At 54.0% G+C, this 17,680-nt stretch carries 17 protein-coding genes and 1 pseudogene; 14 read left to right on the top strand and 4 right to left on the bottom strand.

Features of this window, described 5'->3' with window-relative positions:
- Nucleotides 1-221: 221 nt before the first annotated feature.
- Nucleotides 222-1,745: a hypothetical protein gene (locus RJD28_01780; protein WNV58314.1), complete on the bottom strand. Its 1,524-nt coding sequence runs from the start codon at nt 1,743-1,745 to the stop codon at nt 222-224.
- A 132-nt stretch (nt 1,746-1,877) separates the two neighbouring features.
- On the opposite strand from RJD28_01780, the pseudogene udk reads away from it, so the two are divergent.
- The 3 genes and pseudogenes from udk to murF all read left to right on the top strand — a co-directional run bounded on the left by udk (nt 1,878) and on the right by murF (nt 4,979).
- Nucleotides 1,878-2,507, top strand: a pseudogene (udk, locus tag RJD28_01785) (uridine kinase).
- Nucleotides 2,508-2,535: 28 nt separating this feature from the next.
- Nucleotides 2,536-3,603: a D-alanine--D-alanine ligase gene (locus RJD28_01790; protein WNV58315.1), complete on the top strand. Its 1,068-nt coding sequence runs from the start codon at nt 2,536-2,538 to the stop codon at nt 3,601-3,603.
- Nucleotides 3,600-4,979 (top strand): UDP-N-acetylmuramoyl-tripeptide--D-alanyl-D-alanine ligase, encoded by a 1,380-nt coding sequence (gene murF / locus RJD28_01795; GenBank protein ID WNV58316.1) that lies wholly within the window; start codon nt 3,600-3,602, stop codon nt 4,977-4,979. Before RJD28_01790 ends, murF begins: the two co-directional genes overlap by 4 nt.
- Here the strand turns inward: murF and RJD28_01800 are convergent.
- Nucleotides 4,959-5,687: a lysophospholipid acyltransferase family protein gene (locus RJD28_01800; protein ID WNV58317.1), complete on the bottom strand. Its 729-nt coding sequence runs from the start codon at nt 5,685-5,687 to the stop codon at nt 4,959-4,961. The two genes, murF and RJD28_01800, sit on opposite strands and share 21 nt — an antisense overlap.
- Nucleotides 5,684-7,225: a 4-alpha-glucanotransferase gene (gene malQ / locus RJD28_01805; GenBank protein WNV58318.1), complete on the bottom strand. Its 1,542-nt coding sequence runs from the start codon at nt 7,223-7,225 to the stop codon at nt 5,684-5,686. Before malQ ends, RJD28_01800 begins: the two co-directional genes overlap by 4 nt.
- 298 nt (nt 7,226-7,523) lie before the next feature.
- Between malQ and RJD28_01810 the strand changes: the two genes are divergently transcribed.
- From RJD28_01810 to RJD28_01830, 5 genes are all read left to right on the top strand, one after another.
- Entirely contained in the window at nt 7,524-7,916 is a 393-nt protein-coding gene (locus RJD28_01810; protein WNV58319.1) for a protease complex subunit PrcB family protein, read from the top strand.
- 13 nt (nt 7,917-7,929) lie between these two features.
- Nucleotides 7,930-9,498, top strand: coding sequence for a DUF3794 domain-containing protein (locus tag RJD28_01815; GenBank protein WNV58320.1), 1,569 nt, complete (start codon nt 7,930-7,932; stop codon nt 9,496-9,498).
- Between the two features lie 81 nt (nt 9,499-9,579).
- Nucleotides 9,580-10,467, top strand: coding sequence for a 4-(cytidine 5'-diphospho)-2-C-methyl-D-erythritol kinase (gene ispE, locus RJD28_01820; protein WNV58321.1), 888 nt, complete (start codon nt 9,580-9,582; stop codon nt 10,465-10,467).
- Entirely contained in the window at nt 10,467-11,144 is a 678-nt protein-coding gene (locus RJD28_01825) for a GntR family transcriptional regulator (GenBank protein ID WNV59536.1), read from the top strand. Before ispE ends, RJD28_01825 begins: the two co-directional genes overlap by 1 nt.
- A 119-nt stretch (nt 11,145-11,263) precedes the next feature.
- On the top strand, nt 11,264-11,887 hold the full coding sequence (locus tag RJD28_01830; protein WNV58322.1) for a stage II sporulation protein R: 624 nt from the start codon (nt 11,264-11,266) through the stop codon (nt 11,885-11,887).
- Here the strand turns inward: RJD28_01830 and RJD28_01835 are convergent.
- Nucleotides 11,862-12,086: a YaaL family protein gene (locus RJD28_01835; protein ID WNV58323.1), complete on the bottom strand. Its 225-nt coding sequence runs from the start codon at nt 12,084-12,086 to the stop codon at nt 11,862-11,864. The genes RJD28_01830 and RJD28_01835 overlap by 26 nt on opposite strands.
- A gap of 148 nt (nt 12,087-12,234) precedes the next feature.
- Between RJD28_01835 and RJD28_01840 the strand changes: the two genes are divergently transcribed.
- From RJD28_01840 to RJD28_01865, 6 genes are all read left to right on the top strand, one after another.
- Nucleotides 12,235-12,531, top strand: coding sequence for a pro-sigmaK processing inhibitor BofA family protein (locus RJD28_01840; protein WNV58324.1), 297 nt, complete (start codon nt 12,235-12,237; stop codon nt 12,529-12,531).
- A gap of 292 nt (nt 12,532-12,823) precedes the next feature.
- Nucleotides 12,824-13,786: a hypothetical protein gene (locus RJD28_01845; GenBank protein ID WNV58325.1), complete on the top strand. Its 963-nt coding sequence runs from the start codon at nt 12,824-12,826 to the stop codon at nt 13,784-13,786.
- A 101-nt stretch (nt 13,787-13,887) separates the two neighbouring features.
- A complete protein-coding gene (locus RJD28_01850) occupies nt 13,888-15,156 on the top strand; it encodes a CpaF family protein (protein WNV58326.1) in 1,269 nt (422 codons plus the stop codon).
- A 164-nt stretch (nt 15,157-15,320) separates the two neighbouring features.
- Nucleotides 15,321-16,121 carry a type II secretion system protein F gene (locus RJD28_01855; protein WNV58327.1) on the top strand — a complete coding sequence of 267 codons (801 nt, stop codon included), beginning with the start codon at nt 15,321-15,323 and terminating at the stop codon, nt 16,119-16,121.
- The gene (locus RJD28_01860; protein ID WNV58328.1) at nt 16,111-17,466 is read left to right on the top strand and encodes a hypothetical protein; all 1,356 of its coding nucleotides are present in this window, start codon (nt 16,111-16,113) and stop codon (nt 17,464-17,466) included. The genes RJD28_01855 and RJD28_01860 overlap by 11 nt, the downstream gene beginning before the upstream one ends.
- A gap of 18 nt (nt 17,467-17,484) precedes the next feature.
- On the top strand, nt 17,485-17,655 hold the full coding sequence (locus tag RJD28_01865) for a Flp1 family type IVb pilin (protein ID WNV58329.1): 171 nt from the start codon (nt 17,485-17,487) through the stop codon (nt 17,653-17,655).
- Nucleotides 17,656-17,680 lie beyond the last annotated feature (25 nt).

Consider the following 17,680-nt stretch of genomic DNA (forward strand, 5'->3'; position numbering starts at 1 on the left):
TCCTATAATAATAGGAAAGAAAAAATTCAGAAGCTGTCGCCAGATGACACCTTCTGTGATCGGATTTGAAATAGTCTCCCTGTTCTCCATTGGTAAAAATCCCCTTCGCGCCAATTCCATATTCCTGATTGGTAATTACTGGTATAGCATAGCGCAAGGGGTTTGTAAAGATATTAAAAAAATATGAGCAGAAAGTAGCTGCGAATGGCGCGTCTGAACGGTTACTTCTTTCGAAGCAGGGTATACAGCACATGCGCCCCTTCGTACGTCTGCCGCGCTTCCTGCACCGGGGTATAGTATTCCAGCATGAACGCGGGCACTTCCTCCCCGCGCACCACCACATATTCCACCCGCTGTTCCCGCACGCAGGCGTCCTGGGCGTCCATCATTTCCGGGAAGGATTCGGAGGAAATGTTCTGCATCTGGAAATATTTTTCCGTGGGAAGCACATCAGCGGCGGTGTAGAAACCGGCGTCCAGAAAGCCGTAGTTCAGCAGGGTAGGCTGTTCGCTTTCGTTGATGATGGCTGCGAACTGATACTGCACCAGGCTGTCCGGGGATTTGCCGATATCCGCGGTGTTGGGGCTTTTATAATAAGCAAATACGAGACAGATGATCGCCAGCAGCGCCTCCGGCAGCATTTTCGGGAAATGGCCGCCCATGGTCTGGGGCAGCAGGTCCTTTCGGGGCAGTTTTTCCAGAAGGGAACCGATGCCGCTTCCCAGAGCGACGAAGCCCAGCACCGGGAAGATGCTGAAAATATATCCGTAATAAGGGAAATTGCTTCCCGTGTAGACGAAAAAGGCCAGCAGGATGGCTTCGGCGGCCAGCACGATTTTTCCTCTGCCGGACAGGAAGCGGCGGGACAGGAGAAAACCGGCCACGCCAAGGATGGTGAAAACGGAGAACTGGATGTTGCGCAGGAAGGTGTCTCCGGTGCGCAGCAGGATCGTCAGCAGGAGACTGGCGATACCGGCAGATTTTTCACTGTCATAGAGAAAAATATTGTTGTAAAAATACACCTGGAACAGGTTGCCCAGGGCGTGATTTCCTGCAAAATAGAGCAGCACCGGTACCGTGGGAACTGCCATGCCGCCCAGGAAGACGAAGCAGCTCTTGATGCCCCGCAGAAGCTTCCGGTCTTTGACACAGAGGAAAAAGAGCATAGCCATGTAGGCCAGATGAAAGCCCAGAAGGGTATATTTTACCCAGAGAATGCATCCGGCCAGCACGCCGTCTATCAGTAGAATGCCGTAGGGCATGGGACGGCCCTGATATTCCCGGAAATAGGCCAGGGTGTGATAGAGGGTCACCGCCAGCAGGGCTGCGCACAGTTCTTCTGCGCTGTCGCCCTGACAGAAGCTTTCCGCGGAGAGCAGCAGGGCACACAGCACCGGAAGAATGCCGTAAGCGGCAGCAGGGCGCAGATAGAGGCGGATGATTTTTGACATATGATATAAGAAGCAGGTGAGCGCACCCACCTCCAGAAAATAGACGCCAAGAAAGGCCGGGCCGGGAACAAGGGCACAGAGGGCGTGGGCCGCATACAGAATGGGGCCTTTCTGCTCGTACAGATCCCGGTAGGGAACGAGACCGTGCAGCATGCCTTTTCCCAGGGTCAGGAAGTCGTTGGCATCGTACCAGTCATTGAACGGATAAAGAAAGGAAGATTTGGAGCAGACTGCCAGGAAAACAAAGGCCAGCAGCAGGCTGTACAGCAAAAAATGTCGGTTTTCTTTTTTCAATGGATAAACGCTCCTTTCTTTTCTTACAGTTTAGAGCGAAAAGCAGGCAGTGTCAAGAAAACGACTTGTAATTTGCGCTCATGGGTATATAATAGAAACAACTTTGAACCCTTGCACAGAGAGGAGTTTACCATGGGGAAGGTATGGGTAATTGGAATCGCGGGAGGGACAGCTTCGGGAAAGACCACGATTGTCAACCGCCTGAAAGAGTACTTTAAAGATGATATCAGCCTGGTGGGGCATGACAGCTACTATCTGGCGCATGATGATATGCCGTTCGAGGAGCGGTGCAAACTGAATTACGATCACCCGGATTCGTTTGAGACGGAGCGGATGATAGCCGATATTAAGAAACTGAAGCAGGGCATTCCGGTGGATTGCCCGGTGTATGATTTTGCCGACCACAACCGGTCGAAGAAAACGGTGCGCATCTAGCCCAAGCCGGTGATCATCGTGGAAGGCATCCTCATTCTGGAAAATGAGGAGCTGCGCAAGCTCATGGATATCAAGATTTTTGTGGACACGGATGCGGATGAGCGGATTGCCCGCCGTCTGATCCGGGATATGAAGGAGCGCGGCAGAAGCGCAGAATCTGTGGTAAATCAGTATATCAACACGGTGAAGCCCATGCATGAAAAATTTGTGGAGCCATCCAAGAAATATGCGGATATTATCATTCCCCGGGGCGGGGAGAACCTGATCGCCATTCACATGCTCATTGAGCACCTGAAGGTGATCATGCATCAGGACAGCGAAGCGTAAGACGAGAAAAAGCAGGAGGAATAGGAAGATGAAAATTGTTGTACTGGCAGGAGGAATCAGCACGGAGCGTGACGTCTCTCTGATTTCCGGCACCCAGATTTACCGTGCATTACAGGCAAAGGGCCACCAGGTGGTGCTTCTGGATCTGTTTATGGGTCTGGAGCAGGAGACCGGCGACCTTTCTGATATTTTCGAATGGAACAGGGACTGGTCGGCTAACATTGGCGGCATTACAGAGAAAGACCCGGATATTTCCAAGATCAAAGCCATGAGAAAGGATCAGTCTGCCAACGTGTTCGGCGCTCATGTGCTGGATGTGTGCCGGATGGCGGATATCGTTTTCCTGGGGCTTCATGGCAGCAACGGCGAGGATGGCCGGATCCAGGCAACCTTTGACCTGATGGGCATTCGTTACACCGGCTGCGGTTACATCAGCAGCGCCCTGTCCATGGATAAAGGTCTCACGAGAAAATTCTTACAGATGAGCGGCATCCCGGTGGCCAAGGGCCTTACCGTGCACAAGGGAGAGCCGGTGGCGGACAGCGAGGGCAAAGTGGGCTACCCGTGTATCGTGAAGCCGTGCTGCGGCGGTTCCAGTGTGGGCGTGTCTGTGGCAAATGACGCGGCAGAATATACGAAAGCGCTGGAAACTGCTTTTTCTTTTGAGGATGAGGTGGTGGTGGAGCAGTTCATCAAGGGACGGGAGTTTTCCATCGGCGTCATCGACGGCAAGGCCCTGCCCATCATCGAGATCGCACCCATTCAGGGCTTTTATGATTATAAAAACAAATATCAGGCGGGAAGCACCATCGAGACGTGCCCGGCGAAGCTTTCTGACAGCCTGACGGCACAGATGCAGGCTTATGCAGAGCAGGTCTATGTGGCGCTGGGCATGCAGTCCTACGCCCGGATTGATTTTCTGACCGATGAACAGGAAAACATTTACTGTCTGGAGGCCAACACCCTGCCGGGCATGACACCCACCAGCCTGCTTCCCCAGGAGGCAGCCGTTCTGGGCATGGATTTCAATGATCTGTGCGAGAAGCTGATCCAGGTATCTCTGGAAAAATATGAGAACGGGGGTAAAAAAGCATGAAGCAGATGACCCTTGCCAACATAGCGGCAGCCTGCGGCGGCAGGTATCACGGCGATCCAGCGACAGTGGAAGTGGAAGTCACCGGCATTACCAGTGACAGCCGAAAAGTAGAGCCGGGATTTCTGTTTGCGGCCTTAAAAGGCGAGCGGGTGGACGGTCACGCGTTCGTGGCGCAGGTGTTTGAAAAAGGCGCGGCAGCGGTGCTGGTGGAGGACGCTCCGGCGGAGGCAAAAGGCCCTTACATCCAGGTGGCTTCCTGCTATCAGGCGCTGAAGGATATCGCGGAATTTTACCGGAAAACGCTGACGATCCCGGTGGTGGGTATCGTGGGAAGCGTGGGAAAGACCAGTACGAAAGAAATGATCGCCTCGGTGCTGGAACAGAAGTTCCGGGTATGCAAGACCGAGGGCAACTTTAACAACGAGCTGGGCGTGCCGCTGACCGTGTTCCGCATCCGGGAGGACGATCAGGTGGCGGTGCTGGAAATGGGCATCAGCGATTTTGGCGAGATGCACCGGCTCAGCCGGATCACCCGGCCCGACATCTGTGTGATGACCAACATCGGTCTCTGCCATCTGGATCATCTCCATTCCCGGGATGGCGTGCTGAAAGCAAAATCCGAGGTGTTTGATTATGCGGCGCCGGGCTGCGTGGCCTGTTTAAACGGGGACGACGATAAGCTGCGGACGCTGGAAAGCCGGGGAGAGCTGCGGCCCTGTTTCTTTGGCATGGGCGCGGAAAATGACATCCATGCGGAACAGGTGGAGAACCGTGGTCTGGACGGCATCGATTGTGATATCTGCACGAAGGCGGGAAGCATCCGAGTGCATATCCCCATCCCGGGCATGCATATGGTCTACAATGCTCTGGCGGGAACGGCTGTGGGCCTGACCCTGGGCCTGACGCTGGAAGAGATCAAAGCGGGCATTGAAGCCCTACAGCCCACCGGCGGCCGGAATCACATCGTGCATATGGGAACCTACACCGTCATCGACGACTGCTACAACGCCAACCCGGTATCCATGGGCGCATCTCTGGACGTGCTGAAATGTGCGCTGGGCCACACGGTGGCGCTGTTGGGCGATATGGGGGAGCTGGGCGCCGACGAGGCGAAGCTGCATTATGGTGTGGGTGTTCATGCCGCAGAAAACGGCATTCAGAAAATTGTGTGCGTAGGTGCGCTTTCGAAACATATGGCGGCTGGCGCCAGATCCGTGGCAAAAGAAAGCCAGGAAGTGGTATACTTCCCGGCCATCGAGGATCTTCTGGAGCATCTGGGAACCATTGTGCAGCCCGGAGATACCGTGCTGGTGAAGGCGTCCCATTTTATGCATTTTGAAAAAGTAGTGGAGGCGTTACGCCTCATGGGCAATTAACATGTCCTCAATCTGTTTGCGGCAGTAAGCACCGAGGAATTTCTTTTCTTCCTTCGGAAGTTCTGCCGGATAGATGGGTTTGCCGTACTCGATGATGATGTCACAGGGACGGACAAAGGGCATGTGATCTTCGAACAGCTTCGAAGAATTGGTGATGGCGAAGGGAATGATCGGGCAGCCGGTCTTCTCGGCCATCTTCAGGCTGCCTTCCTTGAAGGGAAGAAGCCGGTCGTTGGATTTGTTCCGTGTCCCCTCCGGGAAAATACACACGGAAATGCCGTTTTTGATCAGGTCAATGCCTGTCAGGATCGTTTTTAAGCCCTGCTTGATGTCCTTGCGGTCAAGGAACAGGCAGTGGAGTCGTTTCATCCAGATGGAAAGAATCGGAAAGCTTTCCATCTCTTTTTTTGCCACATAACCGGTGAGCCGCGGCACCCGGGAATAAGTGAGCAGAATGTCAAAATAACTCTTGTGATTTCCCACATACAGAACCGCCCGGTCTTTGGGCACATTTTCTTCTCTGATGACCTGGATGCGGGCACCGGTCATTTTTAACATGAGGCGGAAAGCCGCCTGTACCATGCGCAGCTGCTGATAATCTGCCTTTTCCGGGTTGATCTTGTGATAGATCCATTCGATGCCCAGTACCGGGAGCAGAAGCACCAGGTAAAGGAACAGTGTCAGTGCGATAAGAATTGTACGAATCATAAATCAGTCTCCTGTCTGCCGAAAAGTTTTGTCATCTGCCGGAGGCCCTCGGCCATGCCGGCGTCAAGCTCGCCGCTTCGGAACCGCCAGCACCAGTTGCCTGCCGGGGTTCCCGGGGTGTTCATCCGTGCTTCGCTGGGCAGCTTGAGCATGTCCTGCACGGTGAAAATCGCGTAGCGGGCGATGGTGCCCAGGCAGATGCGGATGAAATCCCAGCTGATGCTGCTGGCGTTGGTGTTCATGTAGCGCCGCACCTTGTCCCGGTTGGCTTCGGTGGTGTGGTCATACCAGCCCACCGTTGTGTCGTTGTCGTGGGTGCCTGTATAGCAGATGTAGTTGGTGGTCTTGAACTGGTGAGGCAGGAAGCTGCTCTCGTAATCGCCGTCGAAGGCGAACTGGAGGATCTTCATGCCGGGCAGGCCGAACCGGTCGCGAAGCGCGGTAACGTCCTCGGTGATAGAGCCCAGATCTTCGGCGATGATGGGAAGCTGTTCTCCGAAGGCTTCCGTGAAAGCTTCAAACAGATCGGCGCCGGGTCCCTTCATCCAGCTGCCGTTCTTGGCTGTGGTTTCTCCTGCGGGTACCGACCAGCAGGCACAGAAACCCCGGAAATGGTCGATGCGAACCAGATCCGTCAGCTCCAGTTGATGGCGGATGCGGGCGATCCACCAAGCGTAGCCGTCCTTTTTGTGCACGTCCCAGTTGTACAGCGGGTTGCCCCAGAGCTGGCCGTCCTCGCTGAAATAATCCGGCGGCACCCCGGCCACCTCCGTGGGAAAGCCCTTGGAGTCCAGCAGAAAATATTCGGGATGCGCCCACACGTCCGCGCTGTCAAAGGCGGTGAAGATGGGAATATCCCCGATGATGCGGATGTGCCGCTCGTTGGCGTATCTGTGCAGCGCGTCCCACTGGGTGTGGAACACCCACTGCAGGAAAATCCGGTAGCGGATGATGTCGGCAAGCTTGTCATTCCAAAGGGCGCGTACCTCCGGTGTGGGATGGATCAGCTCTTCGGGCCATTCGGTGAAGCAATGCCCCTGATGGTAATTTTTGCATGCCATGTAAAAGCTGTAATCGTCCAGCCAGAATTTATTTTTCTCATAAAAATCGGAAAAATCCGTGCTCATCTTCGGATCAACGGATGCCCGGAACCGACGGTAGGCCTTGTGGAACAGCACGTCCTTATAGTTGATGACTGCGCCATAATCCACGCAGGTATCGTCAAAGTCCGGCCGGGGCACGCTGTCAATGTCCTCCTGGGTCAGAAGGCCGACTTCCAGCAGCTTCTCCGGGCTGATGAGCAGCGGCTGCCCGGCAAAGGCGGAAAAGCTCTGATACGGCGAATCGCCGAAACCGGTGGGGCCAAGGGGAAGCACCTGCCAGAGCGTCTGCCCGGCGGCCTCCAGAAAATTGATGAAATCGTAAGCCCCCTGTCCAAGATCGCCGATGCCGTAGGGAGACGGGAAACAGGTGGGGTGGACGAGAACGCCGGAATAGCGGCGGCCGTCATCCGTATATTGGTAAGTGGTGGTTTTCATAAAATCACTCCTGCTGAGAACAAATACAATCAATAATGATACCTGATGATTGCTTCGTGCTGCGCACTCCCACAATCATCGCCCCTATTCGCATATCGTGGGATTCACATCCCACTTTTATGCTCATATAGGGGGCGGGTTCCGAGTCCTTGCATCCACTGATGAGCAAGCTCCTGTGGATGCGGCCTTTTCACCCTGGTATCATTATAAGTCACTCATACGTAAAAAGCAACGCGCGTCATAATTTTGCAGGAGAGAAAATAAGATAGAAGGAGAAGGAAAAAAGGAAGAAAAGCCATTGAAAAAATTGCTGCTGTTGCTGTTTGCGGGACTGCTTCTGGCAGGGTGCGCGGCCCGGGAGGAGCCGGAGGGCGATCCAGTGGAATTCACGGTGATGACGCAGGAGGATGCGCCGGAGGAATTGAAGCGCCAGATGGAAGAAAAATGCCGGGAAGGTTTTCGGCTGACCTATGAGGATGAAGGGTGGCTTTATGCGGCGGTGGGCTATGGGGCCCGGTCCGGCGGGGGCTACAGTGTGCAGGTGTGCGCGTGCCGGGAGACGGAGAATGCCATCTACGTGCACACGACCCTTCTGGGGCCGGACAGCGGGGATGCCCGGGGCGGCGGCGATACGTACCCGTGTATCGTGCTGAAAATGGAAGCGCGGGACAAAAATGTAGTCTTTCAGTAAGGGGGAGAGCGGTTTGGAAATTTTGAGAAAAAACGTACATATGAGCAGGAGAAAATCCCAGGTCATCAGCCAGGTGACGCTGGACAGCGACTGCAATGTGCCGGACGCCCGGCCAGATGTGGAAAAGCTAGTGCTGGACCGGGGCGAGGTGCGGGTGGAGGAAGTGAAGCCGGACAAAGACCGGATCAGCCTGAAAGGCTATCTGGAGGTGGAGGTGCTGTATGCGTCCGCCGGTGCCGGGGCGGGCATCCAGGCGGTGGACACCCGGCTGCCCTTTGACGAAGTCATTCATATGGAAGGCATCGAACCCGGGGACAATCTGAAAATCGACTGGGAGATGGAGGATCTGCGCGTGTCTGCCATCAATTCCCGGAAGCTGGGCATCCGTTCCATTGTGACGTTTACCGCAGCGGCGGAGGAGATTTATGACGAGGAGCTGGCCCGGGGGCTGGAGCAGAATGTGGATGTGCAGCAGAAAAACCGGGATATCCGGGTGCTGAAGCTGATGGTGAACAAGAAAGACACTTTCCGGGTGAAGGAGGAGGTGCTGCTGGCCGGGAATCAGGCCAACATTGCCCAGCTGCTCTGGAAGGATGCCCAGTTACAGGGCGTGGAAACCCGGCTGCTGGACGATCAGGTGTCCCTGAAAGGAGAAATTCAGCTGTTTGTCCTGTATGAGGGGGAAAATGAGGATCAGATCCAGTGGGTGTCCAGCCGGATCCCGTTTTCAGGCATGGTGGACGTCAGCGGCTGCAGTCCGGATATGGTGGGCGATATCCGCGTCAGCATTTTGCAGAAAAACGTGGAGGCGAAGCCAGATCGGGACGGCGAGGAACGGGCGCTCCAGGCAGAGGCTGTGCTGGAGCTGGATCTGCGGATTTATGAGGAAGAGACCGTGCCTCTGTTGGAGGATGCCTACAGCCTGTCCCGGAAGCTGCTGTTGACCCGGGAACAGGTGAAGCTGGATACGCTGCGCATGAAAAATTTTGCCAGAGCCACCTACCATGACCGGCTGAAGGTGCGCATGGAGGATCTGTCCGTGCTGCAGATTTTAAGCTGCACCGGCCGCGTGGTGGTGGAAGAGACGAGACGGGTTGCAGGCGGTCTGGAGGCTGAGGGCGTTGTGCTGGTAGAGATCATTTATATCACCGCCAGTGACCGGACGCCGGTGTGCCGGGCCCGGGGCGAGGTGCCCTTTACCCACCTGCTGGAGGTGCCGGAACTGGATGAAAACTGCACGTATACGCTGGACGGGGCGCTGGAACAGATCTCCGCCTCTATGGTGGATTCAGAGGAAGCGGAAGTGCGGGCTACCATTGATTTTCATTTGCTGGTGCATGCACCGCTGCTCTGCGAAAATATCCGGGAAATCCAGGAAGCGCCGTTGGATTACAAAGAATTACAGGAACTGCCGGGCATTGTGGGCTGTATTGTGGGAAAACCGGAAGCGCTGTGGGAGATTGCGAAAAAATATTATACCACGGTGGAAAACATCTGTCGCATGAACGGGATTTCCGGCGATCACATCCGCCCCGGGCAGAAAATCCTGGTGGTAAAATCGGTGAAAACAGGAGAAATATAACTGACCAGAATTAGTTGATTTTTTTACGGTATTTGCGGTATAATAAAATGTATACAAAATACAGGGGGAATACAAAGGACAATGGATACGATCAGGCTGAAAGCACTTGCCAAAATCAACATAGGACTGGATGTTTTGAGACGCCGGGAGGATGGGTACCATGATGTAAAGATGATCATGCAGACCGTGGGCATCTACGATCAGATATGCCTGAACCGGGAGAAAACGCCGGGTATTCGGGTGAAGACCAATCTTTTCTATCTGCCGGACAATGAAAATAATCTGGTGTATAAGGCGGCAAAGCTTCTGATGGATGAATTTTCCATCGAGGACGGCGTTTCCATTGATCTGAACAAATATATTCCGGTGGCTGCCGGGATGGCCGGCGGCAGCTCTGATGCGGCCAGTGTGCTCTATGGCATGAATAAAATGTTTTCACTGGGGCTTTCCCAGGACGAACTGATGCGGCGGGGCGTGAAGATCGGCGCGGATGTGCCCTACTGCATCATGCGGGGAACAGCGCTGGCTGAGGGCATCGGAGAAATCCTGACGCCGCTGCCGCCCATGCCGGCCTGCTTTGTGCTGGTGGCCAAACCGGGCATCAGCGTTTCTACAAAATTTGTCTATGAGAATCTCCACGCCAACGATCTGCGGCCGGAGCAGCATCCCGACATTGATGCGGCCATTGCGGGCATCCGGGCGGGGGATCTGAAAGCGACGGCCCAAGCCATGGGCAATGTGCTGGAGCTGGTGACGGCCAGGGAATATCCGGTCATCGAGGAGATCAAGAACTTTATGAAAAAGCGGGGGGCGCTCAATGCCATGATGAGCGGCAGCGGCCCTACGGTATTTGGCCTGTTTGAAAACAAGACGACGGCGAGAAATGCGTTTTATCAGCTGCGCCGGACAAACCTTGCCAAACAGGTATACCTTACCGAAATATACAATAACAGGAGGCAGCGGGTATGATGGAAGACAGCATGAAGGATATGATGGACGAGTATCTCCCTCTGCGTGATGTGGTTTTTCACACACTGCGAAGAGCGATCCTCAAGGGAGAGTTAAAGCCGGGCGAGCGGCTCATGGAGGTGCAGCTGGCCAATCGGCTGGGCGTCAGCCGGACGCCGGTGCGGGAGGCGATCCGGAAACTGGAGCTGGAAGGCCTGGTTACCATGATCCCCAGGAGGGGCGCAGAGGTGGCAGAGATCACCGAGAAGAATATGCGGGATGTGCTGGAGGTGCGCCGTGCACTGGAGGAACTTGCGGTGAAGATCGCCTGCGAGAAGATGACAGATGAAGAGATCGAACTGCTGCGGCAGTCATCAAAAAAGTTCCGGGATACGATGTATAACGACAATCTGACGGCCATTGCGGAAAACGATGTGGAATTCCACGAGATTATTTATGATGCTACCGGCAACAAGCGTCTCATCCAGATCCTGAACAATCTGCGGGAGCAGATGTATCGATACCGGGTGGAATATCTGAAGGATTACAACTGCCACGGCATTCTGGCCGATGAGCATGACGAGATCGTGGAGGCGCTGGAGCGGCGGGATCAGGCGACCGCCTGCCGGGCCATTGTGGATCACATCAATAACCAGGAAATGAGCATTATCAACAGCATTAAGGAAAAACAGGAATAGAAATATTATTTATAGAAAGAATATGATGAAAAAAGGGGCTGACGGGAGTTGGCCTCTTTTTTGGGAATAGAATAGATGAAAATGTGGCAACCTCCTGATAAAAAGCAGGAGGTGTTCTTATGTTGCTTGAAAAAATAAGGAAGTATGTGGTGCCCCTGGCACTGGCAGCAGGCGTTCTATGCGCGGGGATCGGCGCCTGGTGGGATATCCGGGCTGCCAAAATTCAGCAGGGAATTGCCGCCCAGGTGATCCGGTTTCATGTGCTGGCGGACAGTGACAGCGCCTGGGATCAGGCCAATAAGCTGGCTGTCCGGGATACGGTGCTGGATTATTTGAACGATGTTCTGCCAGAAAATATGAATGTTGTTCAAACGGCGAATTTCATCGAAAATCATCTGAAAAATATCCGGCAGGTTGCCGAAGAAACATTGGCGCAGAGAGACTGCAGCGACCCGGTGCAGGCGCGGCTTGTACAGGATGATTTCCCGGAGAAAACCTACGGAGACTGCACGTTTCCGGCAGGAACCTACGAGGCGCTGCGCATCAGCATTGGCCGGGCAGAGGGGCATAACTGGTGGTGCATGATCTACCCGGGGCTGTGTTTTAACGGGGAAAGTGGCTTTTCCATTTCGGAAGAAAATAAAACGCTGCTAAGGGGCGTGCTGACGGAAGAGGAATTCCAGACGGTGGCCGGGGAAGGAAGGATCCGTCTGGGCTTTAAAATTCTGGGATTTTTGGAGTGATCTGCAGCTGCTTTGCCATTTTCAAAAGATATTTATATTTTTGTTGAACAGCGTTCACTTCATAAATGTAGCAGTCAATGAGATCCGGGTCAACCACATTTTCAAAGTGATCATAGGCATTGTCAAGCGCCTGTTTTGTGCGGGCCAGATCCTCCAGGATCAGATTTTTTTCATATTCGCGCACAGTCATATACTTCATATACGGTACCGCCTTTCTGTCGGGGCTGGATAATATTTCCTGTCCTTTCAGTATAAGCAGAAGAGAAAATATTATACCCGCTTCGCATAATTTTTGCCGGACGTCCATATTATTTAGCAGAAGACAGACGCAATGAGGCTGGTGCGCAATGAGAATGGAAGGAATACAGGGGATGCTGAATCAGGAAACTGCCGGATGGATCGTGGGCATGTGTGCCCTGGTGCTGCTCATCGGCCTGGGCGGTCGGTATATGAGAAGACTGGCGGCAGTGGCGCTGCGGGCGGCGGCGGGAACGGCAGGCATCTATTGTCTGGATCTGCTGTTTACGGCTTTGGGGATCGGGCTTCATGCTGGGATCAATTTGTTCAATATGCTGGTGGTCGGAGTCCTTGGTTTGCCGGGGATTGGGCTTTTGTACGCGGTTCTGGCGATTAAAACATTGTGAAAAACCGATAAAACGGGGGAAGTACGGTTTGGTGATTTGCGCCATAGACGACTGTCTGGGGCGCTGCTATAATGCAATCATACAGCAAGCGCTGTATAAAAACTCTCACAGAACGGATCCGTTCTGGGCGGCGGACAAGCTGCCATCTTTGCAGGTTCCTGCAAATTTTCAGAAATATAGGAAACATTTACTTGCCGAAAATTTTGGCCGAACGGAGAATGGCAAGGTGTTTTGTCTGCGTAGATGCAAATCTGCAGGGAATCGGCAGAGAACATGGAAAGGGGTATGATCAATGGCAGAAGAAATGAGTACGCGGGGACGAGGCATCTGTGCGGTATGTGACAAAGAAGCAGTGTACGCGGGACAGCTGACAGAATATTTCAGTGCGAAGGGAGGACTGCCTTTTGAGGTGCAGGCGTTTTCTTCGACAGAACCGCTGGAAGCCTATGCCAGAGAGCACCCCATCGACCTGTTGCTCATTTCGCCGGATCTGTTGTCGGAGAAACTGAAGCAGCTGAAGGTGAAGAAGATCATGCTGTTGTCGGACGGCAGTCAGCCGAAGGGGGAGAATCTCCCCTCCACGTATAAGTATCAGTCTTCTGAGGGGATCTTGCGGGAAGTGCTGGATTGCTATGGAACAGTAGTGGAACCGGAGCGGACGTCCCAGGTCAGAATGCAGCGGGCACAGTTTCTGGGCGTGTATTCCCCGGTGAGAAGATGCGGGCGGACATCGTTTGCCCTGATGCTGGGGCAGGTGCTGGCCGCAGACAGCCGTGTGCTGTATCTGAATTTTGAGGAATACTCTGGATTTCGGGGCCTTTTTGGCGTGCCGGATCGGGATTTCTCGGAATTGTTGCTTCATCTTCTGCAGGGGCGTCCCGGGGTATTTGGAAAGCTGCGGGAGCTGGTACAGCCTCTGGGGCGGATGGACTATATTCCGCCGGGCACCTCCCATACGGATCTCAAAGTGATGGAATGGGAACACTGGGAGCGGCTGCTGGAAAGCATCCGGGAGGAAGATGGCTATGACTGGGTCATCCTGGATCTGGGGGACTGCCTGGAAGGCCTGTTCTCCATTCTGGATCAGTGCGACAGGATTTACGTACCGGTGAAGGACGACCCGGTATCCGCGGCCAAGCTGGAACAGTTTCTGTGGGTATGCGAAAGCCTCGGTTTTCAGACAGGGGAGCACCGGCTATTTCAGGTGACACCGCCCCCCGGAGGATCTGCAGCGCATCCTGCAGGAGGACTGTGAGGATACGGCACTTTACCGGTATGTAGAGCGGCTGCTGGGAGACAGGGCAACATCAGCAGGGGGTGTCTGACGAAAAGACGATCGAAGGAAGGTGAGAAGCTGTGAATGCGGAGCAGGTAGAGCGGCTGCGGGAGCGGGCCATCGGGGAACTTCGTATGGCAGATGATGCTGCTGATGAAGAAACCGCGGGCGTGATCAATCATCTGGCCGCCGGGGAAGGCAGGCTTGCTTATGTGCCGCTGCGGGAGAAGGCAGATGTGGCTCGAACGGTGTTCAACTCTATCCGACGGCTGGATATTTTGCAGGAACTTCTGGACGATGAGAAGATTACCGAAATTATGGTAAATGGAACTGTTGTCTTTGTGGAAGAGGACGGCAGGATCCGCAAATGGGAGAAAGAATTCTCATCGACAGAGGTGGTGGAGAATCTTGTACAGCGTATTGCCGGACGATGTAATCGGATCGTCAATACGAGACAGCCGATGACCGATGCCAGACTGGAAGACGGTTCCCGAGTACATATGATCATTCCGCCTGCTTCTGTGGACGGGCCGGTGATCACGATCCGGCGATTCCCACAGAATCCCATCCGCATGCAGGATCTGCTTGCCTGGAAATCCATTACAGGAGAGGCGGCAGATTTCCTCATCTGCCTGGTGAAAGCAGGGTACAATTTGTTCGTCAGCGGAGGGACAGGAAGCGGCAAGACAACGTTCCTGAATGTGCTGTCCGGGTATATTCCCGTCCAGGAGCGAGTGGTGGTGATCGAGGATAATGCGGAGCTGCAGATCCGGGGACTGCCCAATCTGGTGCGGCTGGAAGCCAGAGGAAAGAATCTGGAGGGAGAAAACGAGATCACCATCCGGACGCTGGTGCGGGCAGCCCTGCGGATGCGGCCCAACCGGATCATCATCGGGGAAGTGCGGGGAGAAGAAGCGATCGATCTTTTGCAGAGTATGAATACCGGCCATGACGGTTCCTTAAGTACGGGACATGCCAACAGCACAAGAGATATGCTGAGCCGACTGGAGACGATGGTACTGATGGGAATGGATATTCCCATGGAGGCGATCCGCAGGCAGATTGCGTCAGGCATTGACATTCTTGTGCATCTGGGGCGTCTGCGGGATGGCAGCCGCCGGGTGCTGGAAATCTCGGAAATGCTTGGTGTGCAGGGGGAGGTCCAGATCCAGCCGCTGTTTGCGTTCGAAGAGCAGGGCGAAGCAGAAGACGGACGGGTACTGGGAAGGCTACAGAAGAAAAAGGAACTGTTTCACCGGGAGAAGCTGCTGGCAGCGGGAATTTCCCTCGGGACGGATCCCAAGTGGGAGGAAGAAATGAAAGCTGCGGAAGAACAGAATCCGGCGTGATCCTGAAAATAAGGAAATAAGGTTTTTGGGAGAAGAGACAAGCTGGAAAATCGGAGGCAGCGACGTTCGTTATATGAAAGGTAAGATCGTGTCCTGTGAATCACAGGAAAGCAAGGAGTTGTGCGGGTGGCAGATAAAATGTTGGAGATGCAGGGGGATGGAATATGTGGCTAACAGACAGATTGTTTTGGAAACAGGGCAGGCATGCGAGGGCACCGACCGTCCGACCCAGAGGATTTCAGACCGCGCTTTCCACAAAGGAGAAGTGGCAGCTGGTGGCGGAATGGGCAGTTCTGAGTGGCGTGGGAGCATGGCTGTTTTACGATTCCTGGTGGGCATTGCTCCCACTGGCGGTGTGTTTCCCTTTTTACAGAGGGTTTCGAAGGGAAGCGCTTCTGCGAAAACGGCGGATGCGGTATGCGTCGGAATTTCAGGAAGGGATGCAGGCCATGGCGGCTTCCATCCGGGCAGGAGACAGCGCAGAGCGGGCTGTTCTGGAAGCACTCAAAGATCTTCGCTCTATTCATGGAAAGGATACTGCCATGATGGAGGAACTGGAGTTGATGACGCGGGAATTGTCCATGAATCGGACGCCGGAACAACTCTTATCAGAACTGGCAGACCGGAGCGGGCTGGAGGATGCGGTCTGTTTTGCGGATATTTTTCATGCGGCTAAGCGTACTGGGGGCAATCTGGTACAGATTATGGAACAGACGGCGGACATTATGGAGGCGCGGGAAACGGTGCAGAGAGAGATCGAAGTGCTGACGGCGGGCAGAAGATATGAGCAGCGGATCATGTGTATGATTCCCTTTGGCATTATTCTGTATATCCGGACAGGTTCACCGGGATATCTGGACGCACTTTATCATTGTGGTGCCGGGATATGCATGATGACATTGTGTCTTGTTATTTATGCAGCGGCAGTTTACCTGGGAGGTCGGGTGTTGCAGATTGAAGTTTGACAGACTGGTGGAATGGATTTACAGGAGTCGGTTCTACCAGACATTTTTCAAAGACAGAGGACTGCTGGGAGAACAGCTGATGCTGCTTCATCCGGGTAAAAAGAAAGAACAGCTGTTGGAGCAGTACCATTGCAAAAAGATCCGGGAATTCCTGATCTGCTGTCTGGTCTGTCTGCTGCTGGCAGTCTGCGGCGTTGTCTGGGGCTTGTATCAGCGGCAGCAGCTGGAAGTAAGCTTTGTGGAGCGTCCATCCTATCATCAGGGAGACCGGCAGGAAACATTGGAGGCAGTACGGCAGGATGGCACAAAGGAAACGGTATCTTTACAGCTTTCCGAGCGAGTATATACTGCGGCGGAGGCAAAAGAACGCCTGAAAGAGGCCATGGATTTGCTGGACAAGGCGTTTCTGGGAGAAAACAGCAGCCCTCATCGGGTGGATCTGCCGCTGGTGTTTGAGACAGAACCGCTGGAAGGTGTGGTGGTACAGTGGATGACGGATCAGCCGGACGTGCTGAACAGTGCCGGACAGATTGCGGACAGCTTTGCGGAAGAAGCAGGGGAACTGGTACAGGTACGGGCTGTGATTGCCTGTCAGCAGGAGGAAGCCGTCTATACGAGAGAAGTGATGGTATATCCGCTCCGTAAGACAGACGGGGAAGCTTTTCGGCGGAAAACGGATCATGCACTGGAAAAAGCTGATCAGGAATCTCTGCAGGAAGAAGGCTTTTCCCTGCCGGAACAGATAGACGGAGAAAACGTCACCTTTCGGAAAAGAGCCGGAAAAGAATTCTGGTTCCTGTCGCTGCTGCTGTTTCTGGCGGGAATCCTGCTGTATATCTGCCGGGATGAACGGATCACCGGGGAGACGGAAAAACGGCGGGCGCAGCTGCTGGCGGATTATCCGGGACTGGTCAGTAAGCTGACGGTTCTTATGCGGGCCGGACTGACGGTGCAGACTGCTTTTGGACGGATCGCCATGGATTACCGCAGAAGAAAAGAACAGGAAGGAATTTATCGTTATGCCTACGAGGATCTGACGCTGTCTTACTACGAGATGGTGAACGGTATTTCAGAGGGGAGAGCCTGCGAACAGTATGGGAAGCGGTGTGGACTTTTACCCTATATGCGGCTGGGCGGTCTGCTGGCGCAAAACAGCAGAAAAGGAAATCATAAACTGCTGGAAAGCCTGGGGCAGGAGTCGCGGGAAGCGTTTGAGGAACAGAAAAGAAGAGCGAGAAAGACCGGGGAAGAAGCGGGTACACGGATGCTTCTGCCAATGCTTCTCATGCTGGTGGTGACCATTGTGATCATTCTTTACCCGGCTTTCGCAGCTTTTCAACTATAAGATGTAAGGGGGATTTTTATGCTCAGATCAGTCATGCAGATTTTAAAGGAAGACAGAGGAATTGGTGTGGTGGAGATGATCCTGATCCTGGTGGTACTTATTGGGTTGGTTATCATTTTCAAGGAACAGCTGACCAATCTGGTAAACAGTATTTTCAAGACCATTACAACCAGAAGCGGAACGATCTGATGCGCATAGGGTATGTGAAATCGGG

The organism is Oscillospiraceae bacterium NTUH-002-81, assembly GCA_032620915.1.
GTDB lineage: Bacteria > Bacillota > Clostridia > Lachnospirales > Lachnospiraceae > JAGTTR01.